This window comes from Vibrio sp. A2-1 (genome assembly GCF_021728355.1).
GTDB classification, from domain to species: domain Bacteria; phylum Pseudomonadota; class Gammaproteobacteria; order Enterobacterales; family Vibrionaceae; genus Vibrio; species Vibrio splendidus_K.
Window position 1 is genome coordinate 129,791 of the sequence record NZ_JAKKCO010000009.1, and the last position, 23,160, is coordinate 152,950.

The 23,160-nt window shown below is 45.0% G+C and carries 16 protein-coding genes and 1 riboswitch; of the genes, 9 read left to right on the forward strand and 7 right to left on the reverse strand.

Features of this window, described 5'->3' with window-relative positions; genetic code table 11:
- The first annotated feature begins 294 nt into the window (after positions 1-294).
- Entirely contained in the window at positions 295-2,289 is a 1,995-nt protein-coding gene (locus tag L3V33_RS20600; protein ID WP_237291116.1) for a bifunctional metallophosphatase/5'-nucleotidase, read from the forward strand.
- A 135-nt stretch (positions 2,290-2,424) separates the two neighbouring features.
- Here L3V33_RS20600 and L3V33_RS20605 read toward each other — a convergent pair whose 3' ends face one another.
- The 5 genes from L3V33_RS20605 to L3V33_RS20625 all read right to left on the reverse strand — a co-directional run bounded on the left by L3V33_RS20605 (position 2,425) and on the right by L3V33_RS20625 (position 6,715).
- Positions 2,425-3,066, reverse strand: coding sequence for a MarC family protein (locus L3V33_RS20605; RefSeq protein WP_017079911.1), 642 nt, complete (start codon positions 3,064-3,066; stop codon positions 2,425-2,427).
- A 229-nt stretch (positions 3,067-3,295) separates the two neighbouring features.
- Positions 3,296-4,285 carry a GGGtGRT protein gene (locus L3V33_RS20610; RefSeq protein WP_237291117.1) on the reverse strand — a complete coding sequence of 330 codons (990 nt, stop codon included), beginning with the start codon at positions 4,283-4,285 and terminating at the stop codon, positions 3,296-3,298.
- 24 nt (positions 4,286-4,309) lie between these two features.
- The gene (locus L3V33_RS20615) at positions 4,310-5,002 is read right to left on the reverse strand and encodes an iron-sulfur cluster assembly scaffold protein (protein WP_065206889.1); all 693 of its coding nucleotides are present in this window, start codon (positions 5,000-5,002) and stop codon (positions 4,310-4,312) included.
- 194 nt (positions 5,003-5,196) lie between these two features.
- Positions 5,197-5,281: riboswitch (Fluoride riboswitch) on the reverse strand.
- Between the two features lie 155 nt (positions 5,282-5,436).
- Positions 5,437-5,730 (reverse strand): YebG family protein, encoded by a 294-nt coding sequence (locus L3V33_RS20620; RefSeq protein WP_004735185.1) that lies wholly within the window; start codon positions 5,728-5,730, stop codon positions 5,437-5,439.
- An 88-nt stretch (positions 5,731-5,818) separates the two neighbouring features.
- On the reverse strand, positions 5,819-6,715 hold the full coding sequence (locus L3V33_RS20625; RefSeq protein WP_237291118.1) for a LysR family transcriptional regulator: 897 nt from the start codon (positions 6,713-6,715) through the stop codon (positions 5,819-5,821).
- A 163-nt stretch (positions 6,716-6,878) separates the two neighbouring features.
- On the opposite strand from L3V33_RS20625, the gene L3V33_RS20630 reads away from it, so the two are divergent.
- The 4 genes from L3V33_RS20630 (at position 6,879) to recD (ending at position 17,830) form a co-directional block, all read left to right on the forward strand.
- Positions 6,879-7,874 (forward strand): TDT family transporter, encoded by a 996-nt coding sequence (locus L3V33_RS20630; RefSeq protein ID WP_237291119.1) that lies wholly within the window; start codon positions 6,879-6,881, stop codon positions 7,872-7,874.
- Between the two features lie 127 nt (positions 7,875-8,001).
- Positions 8,002-11,478 carry an exodeoxyribonuclease V subunit gamma gene (gene recC / locus L3V33_RS20635; protein WP_237291120.1) on the forward strand — a complete coding sequence of 1,159 codons (3,477 nt, stop codon included), beginning with the start codon at positions 8,002-8,004 and terminating at the stop codon, positions 11,476-11,478.
- Between the two features lie 461 nt (positions 11,479-11,939).
- The gene (gene recB, locus L3V33_RS20640; protein ID WP_237291121.1) at positions 11,940-15,614 is read left to right on the forward strand and encodes an exodeoxyribonuclease V subunit beta; all 3,675 of its coding nucleotides are present in this window, start codon (positions 11,940-11,942) and stop codon (positions 15,612-15,614) included.
- Positions 15,614-17,830, forward strand: a complete 2,217-nt coding sequence (gene recD, locus L3V33_RS20645; RefSeq protein WP_237291122.1) for an exodeoxyribonuclease V subunit alpha — start codon at positions 15,614-15,616, stop codon at positions 17,828-17,830. The genes recB and recD overlap by 1 nt, the downstream gene beginning before the upstream one ends.
- Before the next feature lie 81 nt (positions 17,831-17,911).
- Here recD and L3V33_RS20650 read toward each other — a convergent pair whose 3' ends face one another.
- Positions 17,912-18,103, reverse strand: a complete 192-nt coding sequence (locus L3V33_RS20650; RefSeq protein ID WP_004735192.1) for a hypothetical protein — start codon at positions 18,101-18,103, stop codon at positions 17,912-17,914.
- A gap of 283 nt (positions 18,104-18,386) precedes the next feature.
- Complete coding sequence (gene argA, locus L3V33_RS20655) at positions 18,387-19,724, reverse strand: amino-acid N-acetyltransferase (RefSeq protein ID WP_237291123.1); 1,338 nt, start codon at positions 19,722-19,724, stop codon at positions 18,387-18,389.
- Between the two features lie 163 nt (positions 19,725-19,887).
- Between argA and L3V33_RS20660 the strand changes: the two genes are divergently transcribed.
- The 4 genes from L3V33_RS20660 to csdE all read left to right on the forward strand — a co-directional run bounded on the left by L3V33_RS20660 (position 19,888) and on the right by csdE (position 22,967).
- Positions 19,888-20,361: a DUF2850 domain-containing protein gene (locus L3V33_RS20660; protein WP_237291126.1), complete on the forward strand. Its 474-nt coding sequence runs from the start codon at positions 19,888-19,890 to the stop codon at positions 20,359-20,361.
- A gap of 81 nt (positions 20,362-20,442) precedes the next feature.
- Positions 20,443-21,555: a murein transglycosylase A gene (gene mltA, locus L3V33_RS20665; protein ID WP_237291124.1), complete on the forward strand. Its 1,113-nt coding sequence runs from the start codon at positions 20,443-20,445 to the stop codon at positions 21,553-21,555.
- Positions 21,556-21,668: 113 nt separating this feature from the next.
- Positions 21,669-22,478, forward strand: coding sequence for a tRNA cyclic N6-threonylcarbamoyladenosine(37) synthase TcdA (gene tcdA, locus L3V33_RS20670; protein ID WP_102437446.1), 810 nt, complete (start codon positions 21,669-21,671; stop codon positions 22,476-22,478).
- A 60-nt stretch (positions 22,479-22,538) separates the two neighbouring features.
- Positions 22,539-22,967: a cysteine desulfurase sulfur acceptor subunit CsdE gene (gene csdE, locus L3V33_RS20675; RefSeq protein WP_237291125.1), complete on the forward strand. Its 429-nt coding sequence runs from the start codon at positions 22,539-22,541 to the stop codon at positions 22,965-22,967.
- The last annotated feature ends 193 nt before the right edge of the window (positions 22,968-23,160 follow it).

Sequence of the window (23,160 nt, forward strand, 5' to 3'; positions counted from 1 at the left end):
AAATATGGGCGTGCTTACTTAAGTAGCGCGGTGCCATTTCATTTCCACACCTGACACTTATCTTTAGCCCATCCTCTTGTTAGCAGTATCAATAGAGTGAGTCACACTTTCTTTATAAATTCATGTTTATTATCAGAATTATTCGACTTCTGTTGATTAATCGCTTGTGCCTACAGTTAGGGTAAATACTCAATTTCCCAGACGTGTAATTAAGAGAACGATCACTAAAACCCTGCAAGATGTCAGTATATTGCCTGCCATAACGACATTAAAACGATTAATAAAGGATCTTCTATGAATTTTACTAAGTCTTTACTGGTGCTCTCTATCGGCGTAGCGATGGTTGGTTGTGGCTCGGACAATGACGACAATATTATTGCCCCCGATATGACATTGCGCATAGCACATGTGAATGACACCCACTCAAATTTTGATCCTGTAAAATCCAGTTTTACTATGGGTGCTGATGGCAAGAAGGTTTATAACGAATTTGGCGGTTATCCTCGCCTATTGAAAGCCGCTGACGATATCAAAGCGGGGGCTAAAGCAGACAAAGAACCTTTGTTATTCTTGCATGGTGGTGATGCATGGCAAGGTACCGCTTACTTTAAGCTAAATGAAGGGGCTGCAAACGCAGACTTATTGTCCCAGATGGGGTTAGATGCAATGGTACTTGGGAACCATGAATTCGACTTAGATACCGACAAGCTCGCATCGTTCATCAATACAGTTAGTTTTCCTGTATTAGCAAATAATATGGATGCATCAAAAGATCAGTCTTTAAGTAATGTAGATAATTTATATCCGTATCAACTATTTGCATTTGAAGGCTCAGAAAAAAGAGCAATTATCTCTGTTTCTGATGCAAGTGATGATGAGAAAGTTGTTGCGGTAATAGGTGTTGTTTTAGGTGATATGCCAACGATAGCTACCGGAACTGGTGATGTGACATTTAGTGACCAAATTACAGCAACTCAGGCCACTATAAATGATTTAAAAACCAAGGGTGTGAATAAAATCATTGTTCTATCACACATAGGAAATGCTGCCGATAAGGATCTGGCTGCCAATACAACGGGTATCGATATCATTGTTGGCGGTCACTCTCATACTTTACTTGGTGATTTTACCGATCTCGATCAAGGTAATAATGGTATTTACGCCGAAATGATCCCGCAAAAAGACAAAGCACAGAGTACTTGTGTGGTTCAAGCTGGCCAATATGCGGAAGCTATCGGAGACGTTGATGTTTCATTTGACATAGACGGCAATCTCATCTCATGTGTTGGGAACAATACTTTATTATCAAATGATGAGTTTTATCACGATTCTCATCGAGAACATCAAATGATTAGTACTGATAAAGATGATGTAACGTCGTTTATTGATAATAATGAAAAAATCACGATAAAAGATGAAGATATTGATTTAAGAACCCGTATCGACGCAACTTATAAGCCAGCTCTCGACGCTGCGTATGGTGATGTTGTTGCAGCTGCACCGACTGAAATCAGTCATGAGCGCCGTCCTGGTGATACTGGAACTGATAAGCACGGTTCAGATGTTGCTCCGATGATTGCTCAAGGTATGATTTATTGGGCAAATCAACCGTCGGTAACAGCGGTTACCGGTAAAAATGTTCAGATTGGTTTGGTGGGAGCTGGTGGTGTTCGAACGGATATTGCGTCAGGTGATTTCAGGGAAGGCAATGCGACATTAGAATTATTACCATTCTCGAACTACTTGTCGATTTTAACCGTTAAAGGCGAAGTGATTCGAAATCTAATCGACAGCACAATTGAGCCTACGCTTGCGGAAGGTGCTCATGCTGGTAAGTTTCCGTACGTCTCGGGCATGCGTTACACGTTTACAGAAGATGTGAAAGGTGTATCTGGCACAGTGACGGCTCTTGAGGTAAATACTGGAACAGAAGACAATCCAGTGTGGACGACAATGAACGATGTTGATAACTACACTGTTATCGTTAATAACTATAATGCAAGTGGTAGTGATGGTTGGAATGTATTAGGCGATGCTCAATTAACATCAACAGATCGTCAAGACATTGTCATTTCAGGCAATGGTTTTAAAACTTACAAAGTTAATAACCTGACATACGATGGAAGTACCGAGAAATATAGCGTCAACTATGATGGTGGTACTAAACCATGTGCGGAAAGCTCAGGTGACGTATGTAATACTGATGCCGAATCATTTATTTCTTGGGCTGAGCATAAGAAAGTATTAGAGCCACTAGGATTTGAAACAACAACGATGGAATATAAATAGTATTGATACGCTCTTATAGGAGTGTCATGTATTGTTAATGAAAGCCTTCAAATACAAGGTCATAGATTAACAATAAAATAAATATAGCCAGCAAGTTGCTGGCTATATTTGTATAAAACTTAGTGGAATTAGACGTTAAATAAACAGCGCCTTGTAAGCCTGTTCAATCCCTTCAATCAACATCTGCATACCGATAACTGCGAGTATTAGACCCATCATTCGAGTAATCACGTTTAGTGCACTTGGTCCAACCGCTTTAACGAAGCGTTCACCGAATACAAACAAGACGTAGGTTAGGGTGCAGAGGAGGCCAAATGCCACAATGGTAATGATGGTCTCGTAAATCCCTTCAGTACTGGCAAAATTCATCGCAGTGGCAATGGTGCCTGGGCCTGCCAGTATTGGCATGGCTAAAGGTGATACAGCGATGCTTAACGCAGCGTCGCGCTGGGCGTCTGAGTTTACTTTCTCTTTTGCTTTTGAATGTGTTGAATCACCTTGCAGCATGTGGAAGCCAATCAAAAAGACCAGAATACCGCCTGTGATGCGCAGCGCGTACAGCGTGATACCAAAGAGGTCAAAGATCAGTTTGCCAGAGATCGCAAAAGTACTAACGATAACGAAGGCGATAAGTACCGAACGGAACGCGATAGATTTGACCGTTTCCCTATCGTTATCACCGGTTAATCCAAGAAAGATTGGCGTATTAGCGATAGGGTTCATAATGGCAAAAAAGCCCATGAACACGGTAATGGTATGAATGATGAGCTCTTTCATATTATTCCTTTGAAAATATGCAGTTAAATACGAATGGTTTGTGTATTTAATCTTAGATACAAATAATTATTAGAAATAGATAGTAGAGCAAGTGTGAATAAAAAACAGCCAGCATAAGGCTGGCTGTTTGGTTTTAGTGATAGGTGTAGAGTTTTGGTCGTCTGTTATTACTTGTTTCTCAGTTTACGGACTCTACTCTATGGATAGAGCATGGAGCTCAACGTTGTCGTTATGCGTTTTGAGATTCGCTCACAGCCACAGCCAATGCAACCGTCGCACCGACCATAGGGTTGTTGCCCATACCTATAAAGCCCATCATTGCCACGTGAGCTGGAACGGAAGAGCTACCTGCGAACTGAGCGTCAGCGTGCATTCTGCCCATGGTATCAGTCATGCCGTAAGACGCAGGGCCTGCTGCCACGTTATCTGGATGCAATGTACGGCCTGTACCGCCGCCTGAAGCAACTGAGAAGTAAGGCAAACCTTGGCGAGTACGTTCTGCTTTGTAGATACCCGCAACTGGGTGCTGAAAACGAGTAGGGTTAGTCGAGTTACCTGTAATACTTACGTCCACTTCTTCTCTGTGCATAATAGCTACGCCTTCGCGTACGTCGTCAGCACCGTAGCATAAGATTTCTCCGCGAGGGCCTTGTGAGAAGCGGCGACGTTCTGTTTCAACAAGCTCACCTGTTTGGTAATCGTATTGAGTGCGTACATAGGTAAAACCATTGATACGAGAGATTAAGTAAGCCGCATCCTTACCCAAGCCATTTAAGATTACTTTCAGTGGTGTTTGACGTGATTTGTTGACGTTGAGTGCGATTTTAATCGCACCTTCTGCAGCAGCAAAAGATTCATGGCCCGCAAGGAAAGCAAAGCAATGGCTTTCTTCATTTAGAAGACGCGCAGCCAATGCTCCGTGGCCGATACCCACTTGGCGCTGCTCTGCAACACTGCCGGGTTTGGTGAATGCTTGAAGGCCTTCACCAATGATATTCGCTGCTTGTTCTGCGCTGGTGGCTTTGCGAAATAGCGCGAGTGCTGAGCCAAGGATATAGGCATCGGCAGCGCTTTCAAAAGCGATAGGTTGGGTGTCCATCACCATGGCTTTTGGATCAACGTTGTGGGCTTTACAGTATTGGTTCGCTTGCTCTAAAGAGTCGAAGTTCATCTCTGCCAATACGCGAGTTACTGATTCATTAAATTGAGTGTTCATCATATCTTTCCTCTAAATTGGCAAAAATTATTGTTGGCGTGGGTTAATGGTGGTTACGGCTTCATCGAAGCGACCGTAGGTTCCCATAGCAAGGTCTGCTGCTTCATTGGCTGACATACCTTGATTAATCGCCTTCATCATTTTGCCGAGGTTGAGATACTCGTAGCCAATCACTTCGCTGTGATCATCAAGTGCAAGCTTGGTTACGTACCCCTCTGCAAGCTCTAGGTAACGAACGCCTTTTGCTGAGGTTGAATAGCTGGTGCCTACTTGGCTACGTTGTGTTTGACCTAAGTCTTCCAATGCTGCGCCAATTTCTAGGCCGCCTTCAGAGAATGCTGACTGAGTTCGACCGTAAACGAATTGCAGAAAGATTTCGCGCATGGCTACGTTAATAGCGTCACACACTAAGTCAGTATTCAGGGCTTCAAGAATGGTTCTTCCTGTGAGGATTTCGGCTGCCATCGCGGCTGATTGAGTCATGCCTGAACAACCAATCGTTTCGATTAGTGCTTCTTCGATGATGCCGTTTTTTACGTTTAGCGTCAGTTTGGCTGCACCTTGTTGTGGTGCACAAGTGCCTACGCCATGGCTTAAGCCAGAAATAGCGATGACATCTTTTGGGCTAACCATAGCGCCTTCAACTGGAATGGGAGCTGAAGTGTGAAGATCACCCCTTTGAATAGGGCACATTGATTGAATTTCTGAAGAGTAGTGCATAATGTTTTCTCACTGATAGAGCCATTTAAGACCTAGGGCGTTGAGAAAACAGGACGTGTTGGAAGAGGTGTGGCTAATTCACTACAGATCTTGAGTATCGGTAATCCAAAGGTGTCATGAAGCTCGGTCTTAATAGACTAAGTCCATTTCAAAATGGAGGAATAGCGATACATCCAACAGTATTACCTGTTTTCGATTCTGTAGGAGTCATTAGCACTGTTCGAAAAGAACGGGCGGTTGAAGCAAAAGCTTAGGTGGAACCCCATCACCTGATGACTATAGATTAGATCTTTATCACACTTTTGTGCAAGCGAATGTTTAGAGCGATTTCGACTATAAACAAGCTTCATTATATTTCAATAAGTATAAAAAAACGCCAACAACGGACTCTTATTAGAGGCATTATTGACGTTTTTTAGAAAGGTATCAGCTAGTTATGCTGCATCTTCTTCTGCGTCTTCAACAGCTTCAAGTTTCTTTTCTTTTTTCGGAGCTGGTTTGCGCTTAGCACCTAGTGCGTAAAGAACTTCTTCTTTATTCTTCGCTAGGTACATTGCAAGTTCTTCTTGCTTGCCTTCATCTTCAACTAAATCGCTTTTGCTTAACAGTTCAAAAAGCTCATCAGCCATATCCAGCATTTTGTCGTATGCGTCAGCTTCGGCTTTAGAGGTAAAAGTCATTTTCTCTTCTCCGTTGCGTTCGACCACGTACTTGACGATAACAGCCATGGTTAATCCTCTAAGTTTGATAAATTTTACTGGCTTTTTATACAGTTTCTGATGCTAAAAGTCCAGTTGGAGCCCTAACAATGCGGCCTCAATCTTGATGTGTAGCCCAGTCTTCACAATAACTCATGAAAGATTTCAGTAGTGGGCTCTGGTATTTGTCTTTGTGTACCAGCATCCAGAAACGTCGTTTCATGTCGAGTGGGACATCGAGTGCTTTCACCCGGCCTGAATCAATCGCTCGTTGCGCCGCCAGTCGTGATAAACACGCGAATCCAAGATTGGCAGAAACCGAATTGATGATCGCCTCGGTCGTGTTGAGTTCAAAAGATTCATACCAGTGTTCGATACGCGGTGCGACGGCGCGCAGGAAAAACTCGCGAGTCCCTGAGCCTGATTCACGTAGAATCCAATGGCTGTCTTCTAAATCGCTTAAAGTTACTTTTTCTTTTGCAACGAGAGGGTGTTGATTACTAACGATAATACACATTTCATCGCTACTGAACTGGCTAGAGATCAACTCCGGATGGAGTGTTTTTCCTTCAATTAACGCGATATCCAGTTCATAATCCACCAACTTTTGGCAGATCAGCGCACTGTTTGAAATGAACAAGCTCTGATCTTGATGCTGAGTTAGTTCGCGAAAGCCAGACAGAATAAAGGGTGCGACCTGATTACCAATCGTGTCACTCGCGCCAACCTTTAAATTGCCACTTAATGGTTGGTCATCTCGGAACAAAACATCGATGCCTGCGGCTCTGTGAAGAATCTCGTCAGCCAAAGGAAGCAGCTTTTGTCCTTCTTGATTGAGAATTAATCGGTTGTTGACCCGGTCGAATAGAGAGTGACCCAGCTGTTTCTCCATTTCGCCCAGCGCCATGCTGACAGCTGCCTTGGATAAAAACAGTGCTTCCGATGCGGCGGTAAGCGTCGAATGCTGGGTAATGGTGACAAACACTTTGAGTTGTTTGATTGAAATATTAGCCATCAGGTTCCTAGTTTTACGCTGCTGGTGGAAAAAGGTTTCGTTCAGTATTAATGAACACTTGTTATATATAATTGGATATTGTTAAACGAAGCGCAAGCGTATTATGGCTTCAACAAGCTGATGAGTTCACAAGTTTAGTGAATTAAGTTTAAGAGAGGCTGACATGATTCAACGTATTAAATATAGATTAACAGGAGCTCCAACACCCATGGCTGGGTTGGCACTAGCAATCGCAAGCTTAGGCTGGTGCTGGGATGGTGTTTTAGTCGCGCAAGGTATCTTACACACACCGGGTTTGGTGCAGTGGATCAGTGCTGGCATGGCTGCGGTATTACTTCTTGTTTTAGCTGTGAAATTTTTGATTCACGGCCACCTATTACGTGAAGATCTTGCTCACCCTGTTGTGGGTAGTGTTGTGCCAACCTTCGCGATGGGTTGCATGGTTGTGTCTGCTTCATTGGCTCCAATATCTCCGTTTCTTCAAGAAGCAATGTGGTTGGCTTCGGTAGCGTTACATGCCGTGTTCTTGGTGAGCTTCTTATACCACAGAGCTAAAAACTTTGAGATCCACCACATGGTGCCAAGTTGGTTTGTACCACCAATCGGTATTATCGTGGCAGACGTTTCTTTTTCAGGTAATCCGATCTTAGAACCCGTTGCTCATGCGACTTTAGTCTTTGGCTTATTGGTTTATGCCGTAATGCTACCTCTCATGATCTACCGTTTGATCTTCTCTCATGAAGTACCTGACGCAGCAAAACCAACGATTGCGATTATGGCGGCACCAGCCAGTTTATCTTTAGCAGGCTACCTAACGGTGACGGCAAATCCTTCGCCAGTGATCATTGGGTTACTCTTTGGCATTGCAGTGTTAATGACCTTTATTATCTACATTGCGTTTTTCAAACTACTTCGTCTGCCATTTAGCCCAGGTTATGCGGCGTTTACCTTCCCAATCGTGATTGGTGCAACGGCGTTATTCAAATTGGCGGCTTGGATGCAAACTGTTGGTGTGGAAACTCACTATGTGGATCAAGTCTTCAACCTAGCGTATCTAGAATTGATTGTGGCAACGTTTGTCGTGGGTTATGTGGCGGTTCGTTATTACATGAATTACAAACCTCATCGTGTACTAAGCGCAGTAGGCAGTAGATTGTAAGAAGCAATAGTTCAAAAGATAAACGGACCTTAAGTTTTCAGTATTTCATAAGCTTATATTCCTAATCCAAACTCGGCACTTATGCTAATCTGGCTTTATATTGTGGCAAGATTAGCGTGAGTGCACTTTGTTTACTGTTTACCATTCCAATAAAGTCGATACTTTAAAAATCCTTCTCGTTCACTTAATCAAAAGTGACCCTTTAGCCAATCCTTTCGAAAAAGAGCAGATCTTGGTTCAGAGCCCAGGTATGTCTCAATGGCTTAAGATGGAACTCGCCAAAGAGTTTGGTGTAGCAGCAAATATAGACTTTCCTCTTCCAGCAACCTTCATTTGGGATATGTTTACCCAAGTGCTTCCTGATGTGCCTAAACGCAGTGCCTTTAACAAAGACGCGATGACGTGGAAGCTAATGAGTTTGCTACCCGCTAAGCTTGACCACCCTGATTTCTTACCCCTGCAACGCTATCTTGAAAATGACGAAGATGATTCTAAGTTGTATCAATTAGCAGAGAAAATTGCCGATATCTTCGATGGATACTTGGTGTATAGACCTGAATGGATGGCGATGTGGGAAGCAGGAGAACCCGTTGCTGAATTGGTCGATGATGAAGGGCAGCAAGAGCATCCTTGGCAGCCGATTTTGTGGCAAGCACTTTATGACCAGATCCTGTCTCAAGGCCAATCAAAATATCACCGTGGCAACTTGTATCACGACTTCATTGAAGCGCTAGCAAATCAACAAGGTCAACTGCAGCACCTACCTAAACGCTTGTTCGTGTTTGGTATTTCTTCGTTGCCACCTCGTTATATGGATGCGCTGAAAGCTCTCGGTGAGCAGATTGATGTGCACTTGATGTTTACCAACCCTTGCCAACATTACTGGGGCGATATTCGCGACCGTAAATATTTGGCAAGAGTCGAAGCGCAGCGCCGTAAACAGTTTGCTCTGGTTGATGGTTTACCTCAGCTAGAGGGTGAAGTGTCACCATTGAAAGATGGCATTGAAGCCAACGTTGAAGATGAACTGCACACCAGCCAAGCCGTGGGTAATAGCTTGCTTGCGTCTATGGGGAAATTGGGCAGAGATAACCTGTTTTTATTATCTCAATCAGATAGCGAAGAACATGAGTTCTTTATTGATGTTGAGAGGGATAACCTGCTTCATCAACTGCAAGCCGACATTCTCCAGTTAGAAGAGCATCAAGACGACCACATCCTAGATTCTAGTAACCATAAACAGGTGGTTGAGCTTGGCGATCGCTCGCTGACCGTACATGCGTGTCACAGCCCAATGCGCGAGGTCGAAGTTCTTCATGATCAGCTGTTGGCGATGTTTGATGCCGACCCGACCCTGAAACCACGCGATATCATCGTGATGGTGTCTGACATTAATGCTTATAGCCCAGCGATTCAGGCGGTATTTGGTAATGCTCCAGGTGAGCGTTATATCCCTTACTCGATCTCTGATAGAACCGCAGACCAAGAAAGCCCAATTCTGACCGCCTTCATGCAGTTGGTCGCGCTACCGAATACGCGTTGTCTAGCGTCTGAGTTGCTAGAGCTGTTAGAAATCCCTGCGATGATGGCGCGATTTGGTATTGATGAATTTCAATTCGAGCAAGCCAAGCAATGGGTTGAAGAAGCGGGCATTCGTTGGGGTGTTGACGCTTCAACGGCGACAGAATTTGATCTACCTGCGACCGAGCAAAACACTTGGCTATTCGGTATTCAGCGCATGCTCTTAGGCTATGCGATGTCTGATTCTGCTGGTTTGTTTGAGACCGAGCATTCTCCGATTGCTGCTTATAACGAAGTTCAAGGCATTAACGCCGAACTTGCCGGTAAGTTAGCGCACTTTATCGATCGTATTGCCCATTACCGTCAACGCTTAACTGAAACACAATCTATCGATAATTGGCGTGAAACCTTGCTGCAAATGATTGATGATTTCTTTGCGGTTGAGCTGGAAGGTGAGGTGGTGCTCAAATCGATTCGCGATGCACTTTCGCAACTGAATGAACAGCTTGATGATGCCTTGTATGAACAAGAGTTGTCGCCAAGCATTATCTACCAGTACCTCAATAATAAGTTATCTGGCGTGCGTATTAGCCAACGTTTCTTAGCTGGCCAAGTTAACTTTTGTACCCTGATGCCGATGCGCTCCATTCCTTTCAAAACCGTTTGTCTATTGGGAATGAACGATGGTGTTTACCCTCGTTCAATGCCGCCAGAAGGTTTTGACTTGATGAACGGACGCACACGACCGGGGGATCGTTCTCGCCGTGATGATGACCGCTATCTATTCTTAGAGGCGATGCTGTCAGCTCAAGAATGCTTGTACATCAGCTATGTCGGCCGTTCGATTCAAGATAATACTGAGCGAGTGCCGTCGGTGCTGGTTTCTGAATTGATTGAATACTGCCAGCAGAACTACTGCTTAAGTGAAGACCAAGCCTTACCAAGTGATGATTCAGGCATCAACCTGACTCAAGCGATCAGCTTTGAACACACCATGACACCATTTAGCCCTGCAGCCTTTACTCAAGGTGACGCAAACCATGTGCTGAGTTACGCCAAAGAATGGCTTCCTGCGGCTAACCGTTTCGGTGAACGTAGTGGTGAATTCAATCGTGCCTTGGATGACTATTTGTTGGGTGCAACGTACCCGTTGGAATTGGATCTGGTTGAGTTACAGCGTTTTTGGCGTTTGCCAGTGCAGTACTTCTTTAATCGCCGTCTAAAAGTGGTGTTTGAACCGCCACTTCCTGTGATGGAAGACGATGAGCCGTTCGTACTCAATGGACTAGAGAGCTTCCAGCTTAAAGATGCGCTGCTGCAAGTGTTGCTGGACCATCCTGAAGGTGCAGATGAAGCGGTGCGCCTGTTTGTCTCTGAGCAAAAAGCACAGGGTCGATTACCGGTCGGAGCCTTTGGTGATATCGAATTTGAAACCAACCGTGTTCAAGCGGAAGACTTAGCCAAAGAAATTCGATTTGTGAGCGGATCACCGCAGCAAGATCTCGAAGTGAATATCGAATTTGATGTGTTAGGCGAAGGCAAACCTGTTCGTTTGATGGGTTGGTTAACTCAAAACTATCAATCGGGTCTAGTTCGTTTCCGTAGCGGTAAAATACGCTCTCAAGATTATTTGGCAGCGTGGATTGATCATCTATGTTGTGCAGTGATGGGACACGGAAAAACGACCCATATTATTGGCTACGACAGAAAAGAAGGCGTGGTTCACCAAACGCTACAACCTATCGGCGATGCGCTTCAGGCGAAGAGTTTGCTGGCTGAGTTAGTACGACTGTTTTATCAAGGCATGACAGCACCACTGCCTTACTTCCCGAAAACCGCATTGGCTGGCGTTGAGGCTGGCTTTAGCCGTGGTAAATGGGTCGATGACGAAGAAAAGTCACTTAAGAAAATGGCCGATACTTTTAATGACAGCTTCGCCTTTACGGGCGAGGGCAGAGACACCTATATCTCACGAATTTGGCCTAAGTGGGATGATGAACTGGCTGCTGAGTCGCGTATGTATTCAACGCTTGTGTTACAGGCCGCAAGACTTGCCGCTGCCGATCTTGAAGATCAGGAATAATCAGCAGTGATCAGCAAGATCGCCAACGATACTAACGTCAAAGAGATGCGTTTGAATAAAGACATGGAAAATAAAGAGTTAGATGTAAATTTGGAGTGCAGGGCTTATCAAAAGGTTAGAGGTAATCGAGGTATAAGCTTAGTAAAAGCGATAGATAGTGATTTGCGGAAAGTCAGGGTACAGGAAATAAAGTGGCCGCCAGTAAATCATTATTAGTGTAGGGCGTTCGCTGTACGGCCACAGGTCAGAGGGACCATTATTCAGTGGTTCAAAGTAACGCATGAGTATAAAACTCGTAGGCGCTCCTGAACTCGTGGGCGCATAGTAGCGAGGCGATCTGAATTGATCCGTGAGAGAGATCGCACTAACTATTAACAAATTGGCGTAGGACGTAAATTGCATGACGTTTTCTACGCTAGGTCACATTTGTAACAGACTAATTTATCAGAAGGCAGTAAGGCATGACGACCACAAGCAGTGCTCAGGTAATCGTTCCACAAACACTTGATACCATGACGTTTCCACTTCATGGCGCGCGTTTAATTGAAGCATCAGCGGGTACGGGTAAAACATTTACCATCGCTGGCTTGTATTTGCGCCTACTGCTTGGGCACGGTACCGCTGCGCCGCAAGGTGATCTGACTGAAGCTACTCGACACCATGAGGAGCTTACTGTAGACCAAATTCTGGTGGTGACCTTTACTGAAGCCGCAACGGCAGAGCTACGCGATCGTATCCGCGCTCGAATCCATGATGCACGTATTGCGTTTGCTCGTGGACAAAGTGACGACCCAGTGATTGCTCCTTTATTACAAGCTATCGATGATCATGCTGGCGCTGCGAAAACTCTGCTCAATGCTGAAAGGCAAATGGATGAGGCTGCGGTTTACACCATTCACGGTTTCTGTCAGAGAATGTTGACTCAGAATGCCTTCGAGTCTGGAAGCCGTTTTGATAATGAATTTGTGACCGATGAAAGCCATCTGAAAGCACAAGTGGTTGCCGACTATTGGCGTAAGCAGTTCTACCCGCTGCCAATTCAACTGGCTGGTGAAGTGCGAAATATTTGGGGCTCTCCCGCTTCGTTATTGGCTGACGTAAATCGCTACCTGACAGGATCTCCGCTGAAGTTGACCGTAGATGCGATGTCGGGCGACTTACAAACGCTACACAACCAAAACCTAGATAAAGTGAAGCAACTTAAGACGTTGTGGTGCGAATCCGAAGCGGACTTTTTGGCTTTGATTTCAGGTTCAGATGTGAACAAACGCAGCTACACCAAGAAGTCTCTGCCTACTTGGTTAGAAGCCGTCACAGCATGGGCGCAGAGCGACACTCATGATTACCAGTTTCCAGATAAACTAGAGAAGTTCTCACAAGCCACTCTAATTGAAAAAACGCCGAAAGGTACTGCACCTCAGCACGCAGTTTTCGAAGCGATTGAGGACTTCTTAAATTCTCCAGCAGATCTGAAAGCCCCATTGTTGGCACATGCGATTACTCATTGTCGAACCATGTTAGCCAAGGCTAAACAGCAGAAACAGTGGCTATCGTTTGATGACTTGCTGACTCAGTTATCTGCATCGATTGATGTGGATGAGCAATCACTGCTGGTGGAAAGAATTCGTACCTTATACCCAGTGGCGATGATCGATGAATTCCAAGATACCGATCCGCTGCAGTACAGTATTTTCAGCCGAATTTATCTCGATAACCCGCAGTGTGGTCTGTTTATGATCGGTGACCCGAAGCAGGCTATTTATGGCTTCCGTGGCGCGGATATCTTTACCTATATCAAGGCGAGAAACCAAGTTAGTGCTCACTACACTTTAGGGACTAACTGGCGTTCGAGTGCTGATATGGTCAGCGCGGTAAACCAAGTGTTTATGAATTCGGATAGCCCGTTTATCTACGACCAAGACATTCCATTTTTGCCTGTCGCAGCCAGCCCATCGGCTGATAAACGCCAATGGGTAATGAACGGAGAAACTCAGCACGCACTTACCTTTTGGCTGCAAGATGCTGAAGATAAGCCCTTACCAAAAGGCGAATATCACAAAGCCATGGCCGAGGCGACGGCGAGTCAAGTTCAAACTATTCTGACGGCTTCTCAAAACGAACAAGCCTATTTTGATAACGGCAAAAAACAACATGCCGTGAATGCGGGTGATATTGCTGTCTTGGTTCGAACCGGTAGTGAAGGTCGTCTGATTAAGAATGCGCTGTCTGAGCAAGGCATTGCGAGCGTGTACTTATCTAACCGAGATAGCGTGTTCACCAGTTTGGTCGCGCAAGATATTCAACGCTTACTGCAAGCGGTGCTGACGCCAGAAAATGACCGTGCATTGCGTGCGAGTTTAGCGTCGGAGTTGTTTGCTCTGGATGCCGCCTCATTGGATGAACTCAACAACGATGAAGTGGTTTGGGAAAATGTCGTTAACGAATTTCGAGAATATCGTAAGTTGTGGTTGCAACGTGGCGTGCTACCAATGCTTCGCAGCGTGATCAGTAAACGACATCTCGCGGAACGTTTACTGGAAGAAGAAAATGGTGAGCGCTCACTCACTGATTTGATGCACATTGGCGAATTGTTGCAACAAGCAAGACAAGAGCTCGACAGTGACTATGGCTTGTTGCGTTGGTTGGCAGAAGCGATATCAGATGCACAAAATGGTTTAGGCGGTAGTGATGACGACATTCAACGCCTTGAATCAGAGAGAAACTTGGTTCAAATCGTTACCATTCATAAGTCGAAAGGCTTGGAGTATGACCTCGTATTTTTGCCGTTTGTCGCGAGTTACCGTGAAGCGAGTGAAGGCAAGTTCTACGATCACGAGTCAGATACCACAGTGCTTGATATTACCGGTAGCGACAGTGCCTTAGCACAAGCTGATAAAGAACGATTGGCGGAAGACTTACGTTTAATTTACGTAGCACTTACTCGTGCTGTATACGGTTGTTTCATTGGCATGGCACCGCTACGTAAAGGCCGCTCAACCAAAGAGCCGACCGGTGTACATTTGAGTGCCATGGGCTATTTGGTTCAAAATGGACAAGAGCAAGGCATCGCCGAGTTACATCAAGCTCTATCAGCGATTGAGGGTAAGAATTCAAGCGTATTACTGTCTGAAACACCAACCGCTCACGAGCAAGTGTTTGTTCAGGCAGAACAAGTGAGTGACGACTTACAGGCTAGCGAACTGAAGGCTTCAATTGACCGAGCTTGGCGTATCACCAGTTACTCGGGGCTTGTAAAACAAGGCAGTCATGGAGCAAGCCATGACGCTACGATTGAGGTGTCTGGTTTCGATATTGATTCAGCCGATGAGCAAGATGAGTCGGAACTGATTGAACCGGAACGTTCTATATTCACGTTCCCTCGCGGTGCTCGCCCAGGTACCTTCTTACATACCTTGTTTGAGGATGTTGAATTTACCGAGCCAGCAACCAGTGACCATAACACGCAAGTAATCACTCACTTGTTAGAGTCAGAGCAATACGAACTCGAATGGTTACCGGTGCTGCAACAGCTTGTTGATACGGTGCTAAACACGGCTTTAGATGGAAAGAACTTAAAGCTGAGTGAGAAAGACTCAACTCAACGATTAGTCGAAATGGAGTTCTTGTTACCGATCGAAGTGTTGGCCGCATCTGAGCTCAATCAAACCATTCAATATCATGATCCGCTATCGGCTAAAGCGGGTGATCTCGGCTTCCAAACTGTACAAGGCATGCTGAAAGGCTTTATCGATTTAGTGTTTGAGCATCAAGGTAAATACTATGTACTTGACTGGAAATCGAACCATTTAGGTGATGACGTTGCCGTCTACCATGGTGAAGCATTGAAATCGGCGATGGCCGACCACCGTTATGATCTGCAATATCAAATTTATGCTTTGGCGTTGCACCGTTTCTTACGTAGCCGCGTTGCGGATTACAGCTATGAACAACATTTCGGTGGGGTTTATTACTTGTTCCTAAGAGGGATGGATGGTCAATCACAACAAGGTATTTTCTCGGCTAAACCAACCTTGGCTTTGCTCGATGAAATGGATCAATTGATTGACGGTAAAGTGATAGACAGACGTTCAGCACAATTGAATGATAATGAAACTGGACAGATGGGGCTTCTATAATGACAACGACCACGACTATGGAAACAGCTAACGCTCTAAAGCCAGTTTCACTTATCCCTGAGCAGCTTATGGATGTATTAAAGTTCCTCGCGGATAAGGGTTCGATTCGCCAATTGGATTATCAATTTGCCCGTTTTATTGCTCAGCAAGCTACGAGTCATTCTCAAGAGATCGGCTTTCTAGCTGGGGTGGTGAGCCATGAATTAGGCAAGGGGCATATTTGTACTCAGCTTATACAGCGGCATACGGTAGGCCCTGAACAAACGGCGGATCTTGCTCAGTTACTTGGGTTGTACGGTGAAACTGCCCTGCAATTGAATCAAAAGTTATTAGGTATTGATTGGGTGGCGGTACTTCAATCGTCAAACCTAGTAGGTACAACCAATGACTGTGTTAAGCCGCTGATGTTTGATGGACAGCGTGTCTACTTACAGCGTTATTGGAACTACGAAGTTGTGTTGGCTGAAACTCTAAACCGTTTAAGTAAGCCAGTAGAGTTCAATACTGAACAGAAGAAGGCACTGACTGAAACGCTCAATCAACTATTCGCACGCAGTTACCATTTTCTGTTTAATGCCTTAGCCAAGGCTGAAGCAAACCAACAAACGTCTCAGGTATTACGCCAACAACTGGTGTGTGACCATCTAGATATTGTGAATGAGCAGGTTCTAGATTGGGGCGCGATAGACCAAGCGATTGTTCAAGCTAAACAAGTGACCGATTTAGATGTGCTGGATAGTCTAGTGCCGTTATCTGATTGTTTGAATTGGCAAAAAGTGGCGGCAGCGGTGGCGTTAAGTCGTCGTTTCGCGGTGATTTCTGGTGGGCCGGGTACTGGTAAAACGACCACGGTAACCAAATTACTGTCGGCTATGGTTGAGCAATCACTAAGCCAAGGTAAAACACCGACGATCAAGCTGGTGGCTCCGACAGGTAAAGCGGCGGCACGCTTAACTGAGTCAATTGGTAAAGCGATTGAGCAATTGCCTTTAGCGCCTGAAGTAAAGGCCAACATACCGACTGAATCCAGTACTTTACATAGGTTACTCGGCGCGATTCCTAATCGAGCGGAGTTTAGACATAACCGACGTAATCCACTTCACCTTGATATATTGGTAGTGGATGAAGCTTCTATGGTTGATCTGTCGATGATGTATAAGCTGGTGGATGCACTTCCTGAGCACGCAAGGCTCATCTTATTGGGTGATAAAGACCAACTCGCTTCAGTAGAGGCAGGTGCTGTGTTGGGTGATATCTGCTCGTTTAATTCAACAGGCTACAGTACAGCGCAAGGTAACTTGATTGCGGAAATGACAGGTTTTGACGCGATAGCCAAACCAAGGCAGGTTAAAGCAGTATCTGTAAATCCGCCTGCGATTGCAGACAGCTTGTGTATGCTGCAGAAGAGTTATCGTTTCGATGCGCGTTCAGGTATCGGGCAGTTGGCAAAAGCGATCAATAACGGCTCGGCGAGTCAAGTAGACCAAGTCTTTGCGAAAGGGTTTGATGACATCGAAAACCACCCCCTGTCGAGTGACAGCTATAACTTGATGCTGCGAACTTTGGTTAATGAATATGGTGGATATCTCAATAGAATGAATGTATCGCTTGAAGAGCTAGAGACTCAAGAATCACGCGCAAAATCGGTTCTCGACCTGTTTAGCCAGTGCCGATTACTGTGTTCTATTCGTGAAGGGGATTTTGGTGTTAAAGGCCTCAACCACAGAATCGAAAGGGCGCTTGCCGCAAGACGTTTGGTGAATCCGCACAACGATGAATTGTGGTATCACGGGCGACCAGTCATGGTGACGCGTAATGATCATGGTTTAGGTTTGTACAATGGTGATATTGGTATCTGTATGCTCGAAGCCGATTCAACGACTTTAGAGTCAAATAGTGCGAATTCCACACCTAGACTGAAGGTGTATTTTGAGTTGCCCGATGGCAGTGTGAAAGCCGTGCTTCCAAGCCGAGTCCCCGATCATGAGACCGCTTATGCGATGACGATACACAAATCTCAAGGCAGTGAATTTGATTTGACCTTAATGATCTTACCGCCAGATTTCAGCCCTATTTTAACGCGAGAGCTTATCTATACAGGGATTACGCGTGCTAAGAAACGACTGATGATGTTCAGCGACACAAATGTGTTGAAGCGTGGGATTAAGGTGAAAACAGAGCGAGTGAGTGGTTTAGGCAGTCGCTTAACGAATTAGTCGTTAATGGCCGCTAGAAAAGGGCTTGAACTTAGAGCTAGATAAACACAAAGCAACCATCCCTGGTTGCTTTGAACGTTATTAAGACTCTTTGCTTAAAAACGCTCGAGTAAACGATATATGGTTTATCTTGTACTTTGCTTGGCAATTCAAAATAAACTCTTTTAGATTCTCGCTAACAGGGAATACGCAGTGTACGTCTAGCCCTTCTAAGAATTGGTTATCAGCCATATCCCAAAAACTTTGCAGCGAGTTACAAACAATGGTTCTCATATCAATGTTGCTCTTTTTGCTGTTTATATTAACGAGCAGAGCTAATAGTTAGCGTGCTGACCGTCAACGGGTATAGCAATCCGTGCAGTGACCATCTCAATGAGTTCGATGTGACTATCGAGATGGCAATTCCAATAAAAACTTTTGTTAATATTATAAAGCGCCTAAATTCTATACAATTATTCGTGTGAGTGAAAGTGCATATTTGATAAATCTCATATAGTAAACGATTACATTTGCAATTATTTTTCTATTAAATTGAGATTCCGCTCCAAAACTTTATTTATACGTTTAGCGCTAAGATTTTTGAGTTTCTCTGATAGTTGTATAGCCCTTGTTTTTCCATCGGTAACTCGTCCACGCCTATCTCGTAAAACCCCTGCTCACGGAACCAGTGAAGGCTGTGCGTAGTAAGGACAAAGATCTGGTCGATATCACGAGATTTTGATTGGTGGCGCATGTAATCCAGCAGTAACTGGCCACGGTTTCCATCGCGATAGTCTGGGTGGATAGCAACACAGGCCATCTCTGCCATGTGGTCTTCTGGATACGCGTATAGCGCAGCGCAGCCAATAATTAGGCCGTCTTTTTCGATAATGGTAAAGCGATAGATCTCTTGCTCTAACTGCTCTCTTGAACGGCGAACTAAGATGCCTTGTTCTTCCAGTGGACGAATGAGGTCAAAGATGCCACCAATGTCATCAATCTGAGCTTGTCTTACTTGCTCGGCACTTGCCATGACCACTTGGGTGCCAATACCATCAAAAGAGAACAGCTCTTGGATTAATGCGCCATCCGCTTTGTAGCTGATTAGATGACAACGAGGCACTCCAGCACGACAAGCAGAGATAGCACCTTTTAAGAAGCGCAGTGTTCCTGTGCTCATGTCTTCGGCTGGGTTTTGAGATTCCGTTAAGCGTTCTAGAATTTGTTTGGCGTCTTTAGGGAAGAGTTCGGCGAGCACGTTACCGCTTTCATCTGTTACCCCTTGCTCGGAGCAAAAGCCTATCAGCTTGTCGGCCTTTAAACGAATAGCAACTTGGGTTGCGACCTCTTCAGAAAGCAGGTTAAAGCTTTCGCCAGTCACGGAGCTAGCAATAGGCCCAAGAAGAACGATGGAACCTTGGTCAAGTGTGCGATTAATCCCTTCGATGTCTATTCGACGAATACGTCCGCTGTGGCAATAATCCGTACCATCATCGACACCTAGCGGCTGAGCGGTAATGAAGTTACCACTCATCACATTGAGTTGAGTGCCTGCCATCGGGGTGTTGTTTAGGCTCATTGAAAGTCGAGCTGTGATGGCTAGTTGTAGTTGACCAGCAGCCTGCATCGCGACACCTAAAGAATATTCGTCAGTAACTCTAATATTCTTATGGTAAGGCGTGTGGCAATCTTGCCTTGCTAATAGTTGGTTGATCTGTGGTCTTGCTCCGTGAACGAGAACAATCTTTACCCCAAGGCTGTGGAGTAAGGCTATATCGCTAATTATGTTGCCAAAGTTTCTATCGGCAACGGCTTCGCCACCAAGCATAATAACCATGGTTTTGCCACGGTGAGCATTCACGTAAGGGGTTGATTGTCTGAAACCTTTTACTAGCGCTGTACTTCTTAATTTCACAGAACAAGTCCATTTGTGTTTATTTATTCGTTAATTTAGCATTTAAATTCAAGTGTAAACAACACCTTTTTTGGAATAAAGCGCAAACTATTCTCATCTAGGGTTCATTATATAAACTGTCTCAGTGTAGAATGCACATAGCATCTTTATGAGTCGTAACCGAATGCAACAAGCTCCAGCAACAAAGAACAAGATCGATGAGATTACCCAAGGCCTCTACAGTGAAGCTGAGCAACGTAATCAATCTAAGTTGAAGCGTAAGATTATTGAACGCTGTTTAATGGTTTTAGCTTTGGTGGGATCGTTTGCTGTGGTTTCCTTGTTCGGTGATGTGCTTTCCCGAGTACAAGATGCGGCGACGCCCGACAATCTGATATACGGTACTTGGGTAGAGCAGGACGTTGCACATTATGCGACGGACGAGTTTCGACTAAACGCTAATGGCGTGTCAGTGCGTGGGTCTGTTGTTTCGACGAGTTTTGACTTTGATGGTAACTACTTCGAATATAAAGCGGGTGATAAAACCTATCGCTTCCGCATGACCAATTCTGACAACACAGAAATGGTGCTCGATTCTGATGGGCACTACAACCCAGTCTTTCGCCTCAAAGGCTATATCGATAATTCCGTTCGATAGGTTATCTTACTGTAAACTCTTACAATCTAAGATTGTGTTATCTGACCGTTTTTGTCATCCTCGATGCATAGAATTTTTAGGATGACTCTTGTGATTAAAAAATGGCTTCCCCTTGTTGCCGCCTCTTTACTATTTGGCTGTGCTCAACCAACCGATCGTGCTCAACAACACCTTGATGATGAATTTCCCCGTGCCTTAAATAAGGTCGATCAGGTTGAATCCAATAAACCAAGAGACTACACCGCATTTTCAGAACAAGCTGAGATGGTGGTTTCTAAATCCCCTTCAATGGCAAAAATCTATGAGCCGCTTTATCAGCAACTTAATGAGTGGGCGATGCAAAGTGGTGATCCGAGCGAACTAGCCAACTTTGGTGTTCAAACCGCGCAACTTGGTGGTGGCGATAAGCAAGGCAATGTTTTGTTCACAGGCTACTTTTCTCCGGTGATGGAATTGCGTCATGAAGCGAATGAAAAATACCGATTCCCTGTTTATGGACTTCCTGATTGTGATAAAGATTGTCCGACTCGTGAAGAGATCTACAACGGTGCATTAGAAGGCCAAGGTCTTGAATTAGGTTACGCAGCAAACCGTATCGACCCGTTTATGATGGAAGTTCAGGGCAGTGGCTTTGTCCATTTTGGTGACGACGATACGCTTAAATATTTCGCGTATGCGGGTAAGAACAACAAAGCTTACGTGAGCATTGGCCGTGTTTTGATTGACCGAGGCTTAGTTCCACGCGAAAAAATGTCTTTGAAAGCCATTAAAGAGTGGGTCATGGCAAATGAGCCTTCCGTGGTAAAAGAGCTACTTGAGCAAAACCCTTCTTTTGTTTTCTTTAGTTCTAGAGAAGATTTATCGGTAATGGGTAGCGCAGGCATTCCATTGTTACCAATGGCGGCGGTTGCAGGCGATCGCTCTATCTTACCAATGGGAACTCCGATTCTTGCAGAGGTACCACTATTAAATGCTGACGGTACTTGGAGCGGTGCACACCAACTAAGACTGTTACTAGTTTTAGATACCGGTGGCGCGGTTAAGCAGAACCACTTGGATCTCTACCACGGCATGGGGCCAAGAGCAGGTACTGAAGCGGGTCATTACAAGCATTTTGGTCGAGTGTGGAAGCTGGGTCTGGATGGCAGCGCGACCGAAGCGCCTTGGGCGTTACCTCCTGAGAAGGTCGAGTAAACGACAATAAAATTGGGCATTGAAAGCGAATCGCTAATCCCCTAGACTTTTTATTCAAGAGTGCGTATAAAACGCACTCTTTTCTTTTTCTCAGAAATAAATTGGCGGCAACAATGCGTGAATTGACCACTCCAGCTTCAGAAAACTATGACCAACGATTTGGTGGCACTCGTCGCCTATATGGCAATAGTGAAGTCGACATACTTAGAGCGGCACACGTGTGTGTGATCGGTATTGGTGGTGTAGGTTCATGGGCTGTTGAAGCGCTTGCTCGTACTGGTTTAGGTGAGCTGACGTTGATCGATATGGATGACGTGTGCGTGACTAACATTAACCGTCAAATCCACGCAATGTCGGGTACCGTCGGTAAGAGCAAAATCGAAGTGATGGCTGAGCGCGTTAAGTTGATTAACCCTGAGTGTAAAGTGAACCTGATTGACGATTTTATTGGTCCTGACAATCAGGCTGAGTACTTGTCGAAAGAGTTCGATTTTGTTCTAGATGCGATTGATAGCATGAAAGCTAAGGCTTCGCTGTTGGCGTATTGTCGTAGCAATAAAATCAAAGTGATCACCACGGGTGGCGCGGGTGGCCAAGTCGACCCGACTCAAATCAAAGTGGCCGATCTGACTAAGACGATTCAAGATCCGCTCGCGAAGAAATTGAAAGACACATTACGTCGTCATCACAATTTCCCTAAGAACCCAGCACGTAAGTTTGGCATCGATTGTGTGTTCTCGACTGAGCAACTTAAATACCCTCAAGCTGACGGCAGTGTATGTGCAGCGAAAGCGACCGCAGAAGGTCCAAAGCGCATGGATTGTGCGACGGGGTTTGGTGCGGCAACGGTGGTAACAGCTACGTTTGGTTTTGTGGCGGTTTCACGTATCGTAGAAAAGATCGTTCAAAAGCATTCTAAATAAGTAAGTGCTCGATACGAAGCGGCATACTTTTGAGCACCTAACAATCTACTGGATAATAAAATGATGTCATTCCCAAGCTCTCCATTCGGCAAAGAAATCAACAGCAATGATATCGTCGCAAAGATGCAGACATTCAGCGGTTGGGAAGACCGTTATCGCCAAGTGATTCAATGGGGTAAGAAATCACCTAGCATGCCTGATGAGCTGAAGAGTGAGCAGGTTGTAGTTTCTGGTTGTGAAAGCCAAGTCTGGCTAGTTTCTCAGAACATCGACGGTGTTTGGTATTTTTGTGCTGATTCTGATGCTCGTATCGTGCGCGGTCTGATTGCATTAGTGATGGCTGCGTATGACGGCAAAACATCAGAGCAGATTCAAGCGTTCGATATTGACGACTACTTTGAAAAAATAGGTCTAATCACACACTTGAGCCCATCTCGCGGTAATGGTTTAAAAGCGATTGTTGCTCAAATCCAAGAGCTAAGTGCTTAATATCTCTTAGATACACAGAAACAAAAAGGGTTGACGCTAAACGCCAACCCTAAATAATCTCGCTACTGATATGGCCCCTAAAAAGTAGACACAGGGGTTTAGTTGATTAGTTCAAAGTCCATGGGACTCACTCCACCTAGAGTCCCATGTCTTCTTACTGGATTATAATAGGTATCGATATAAATTCGACTCT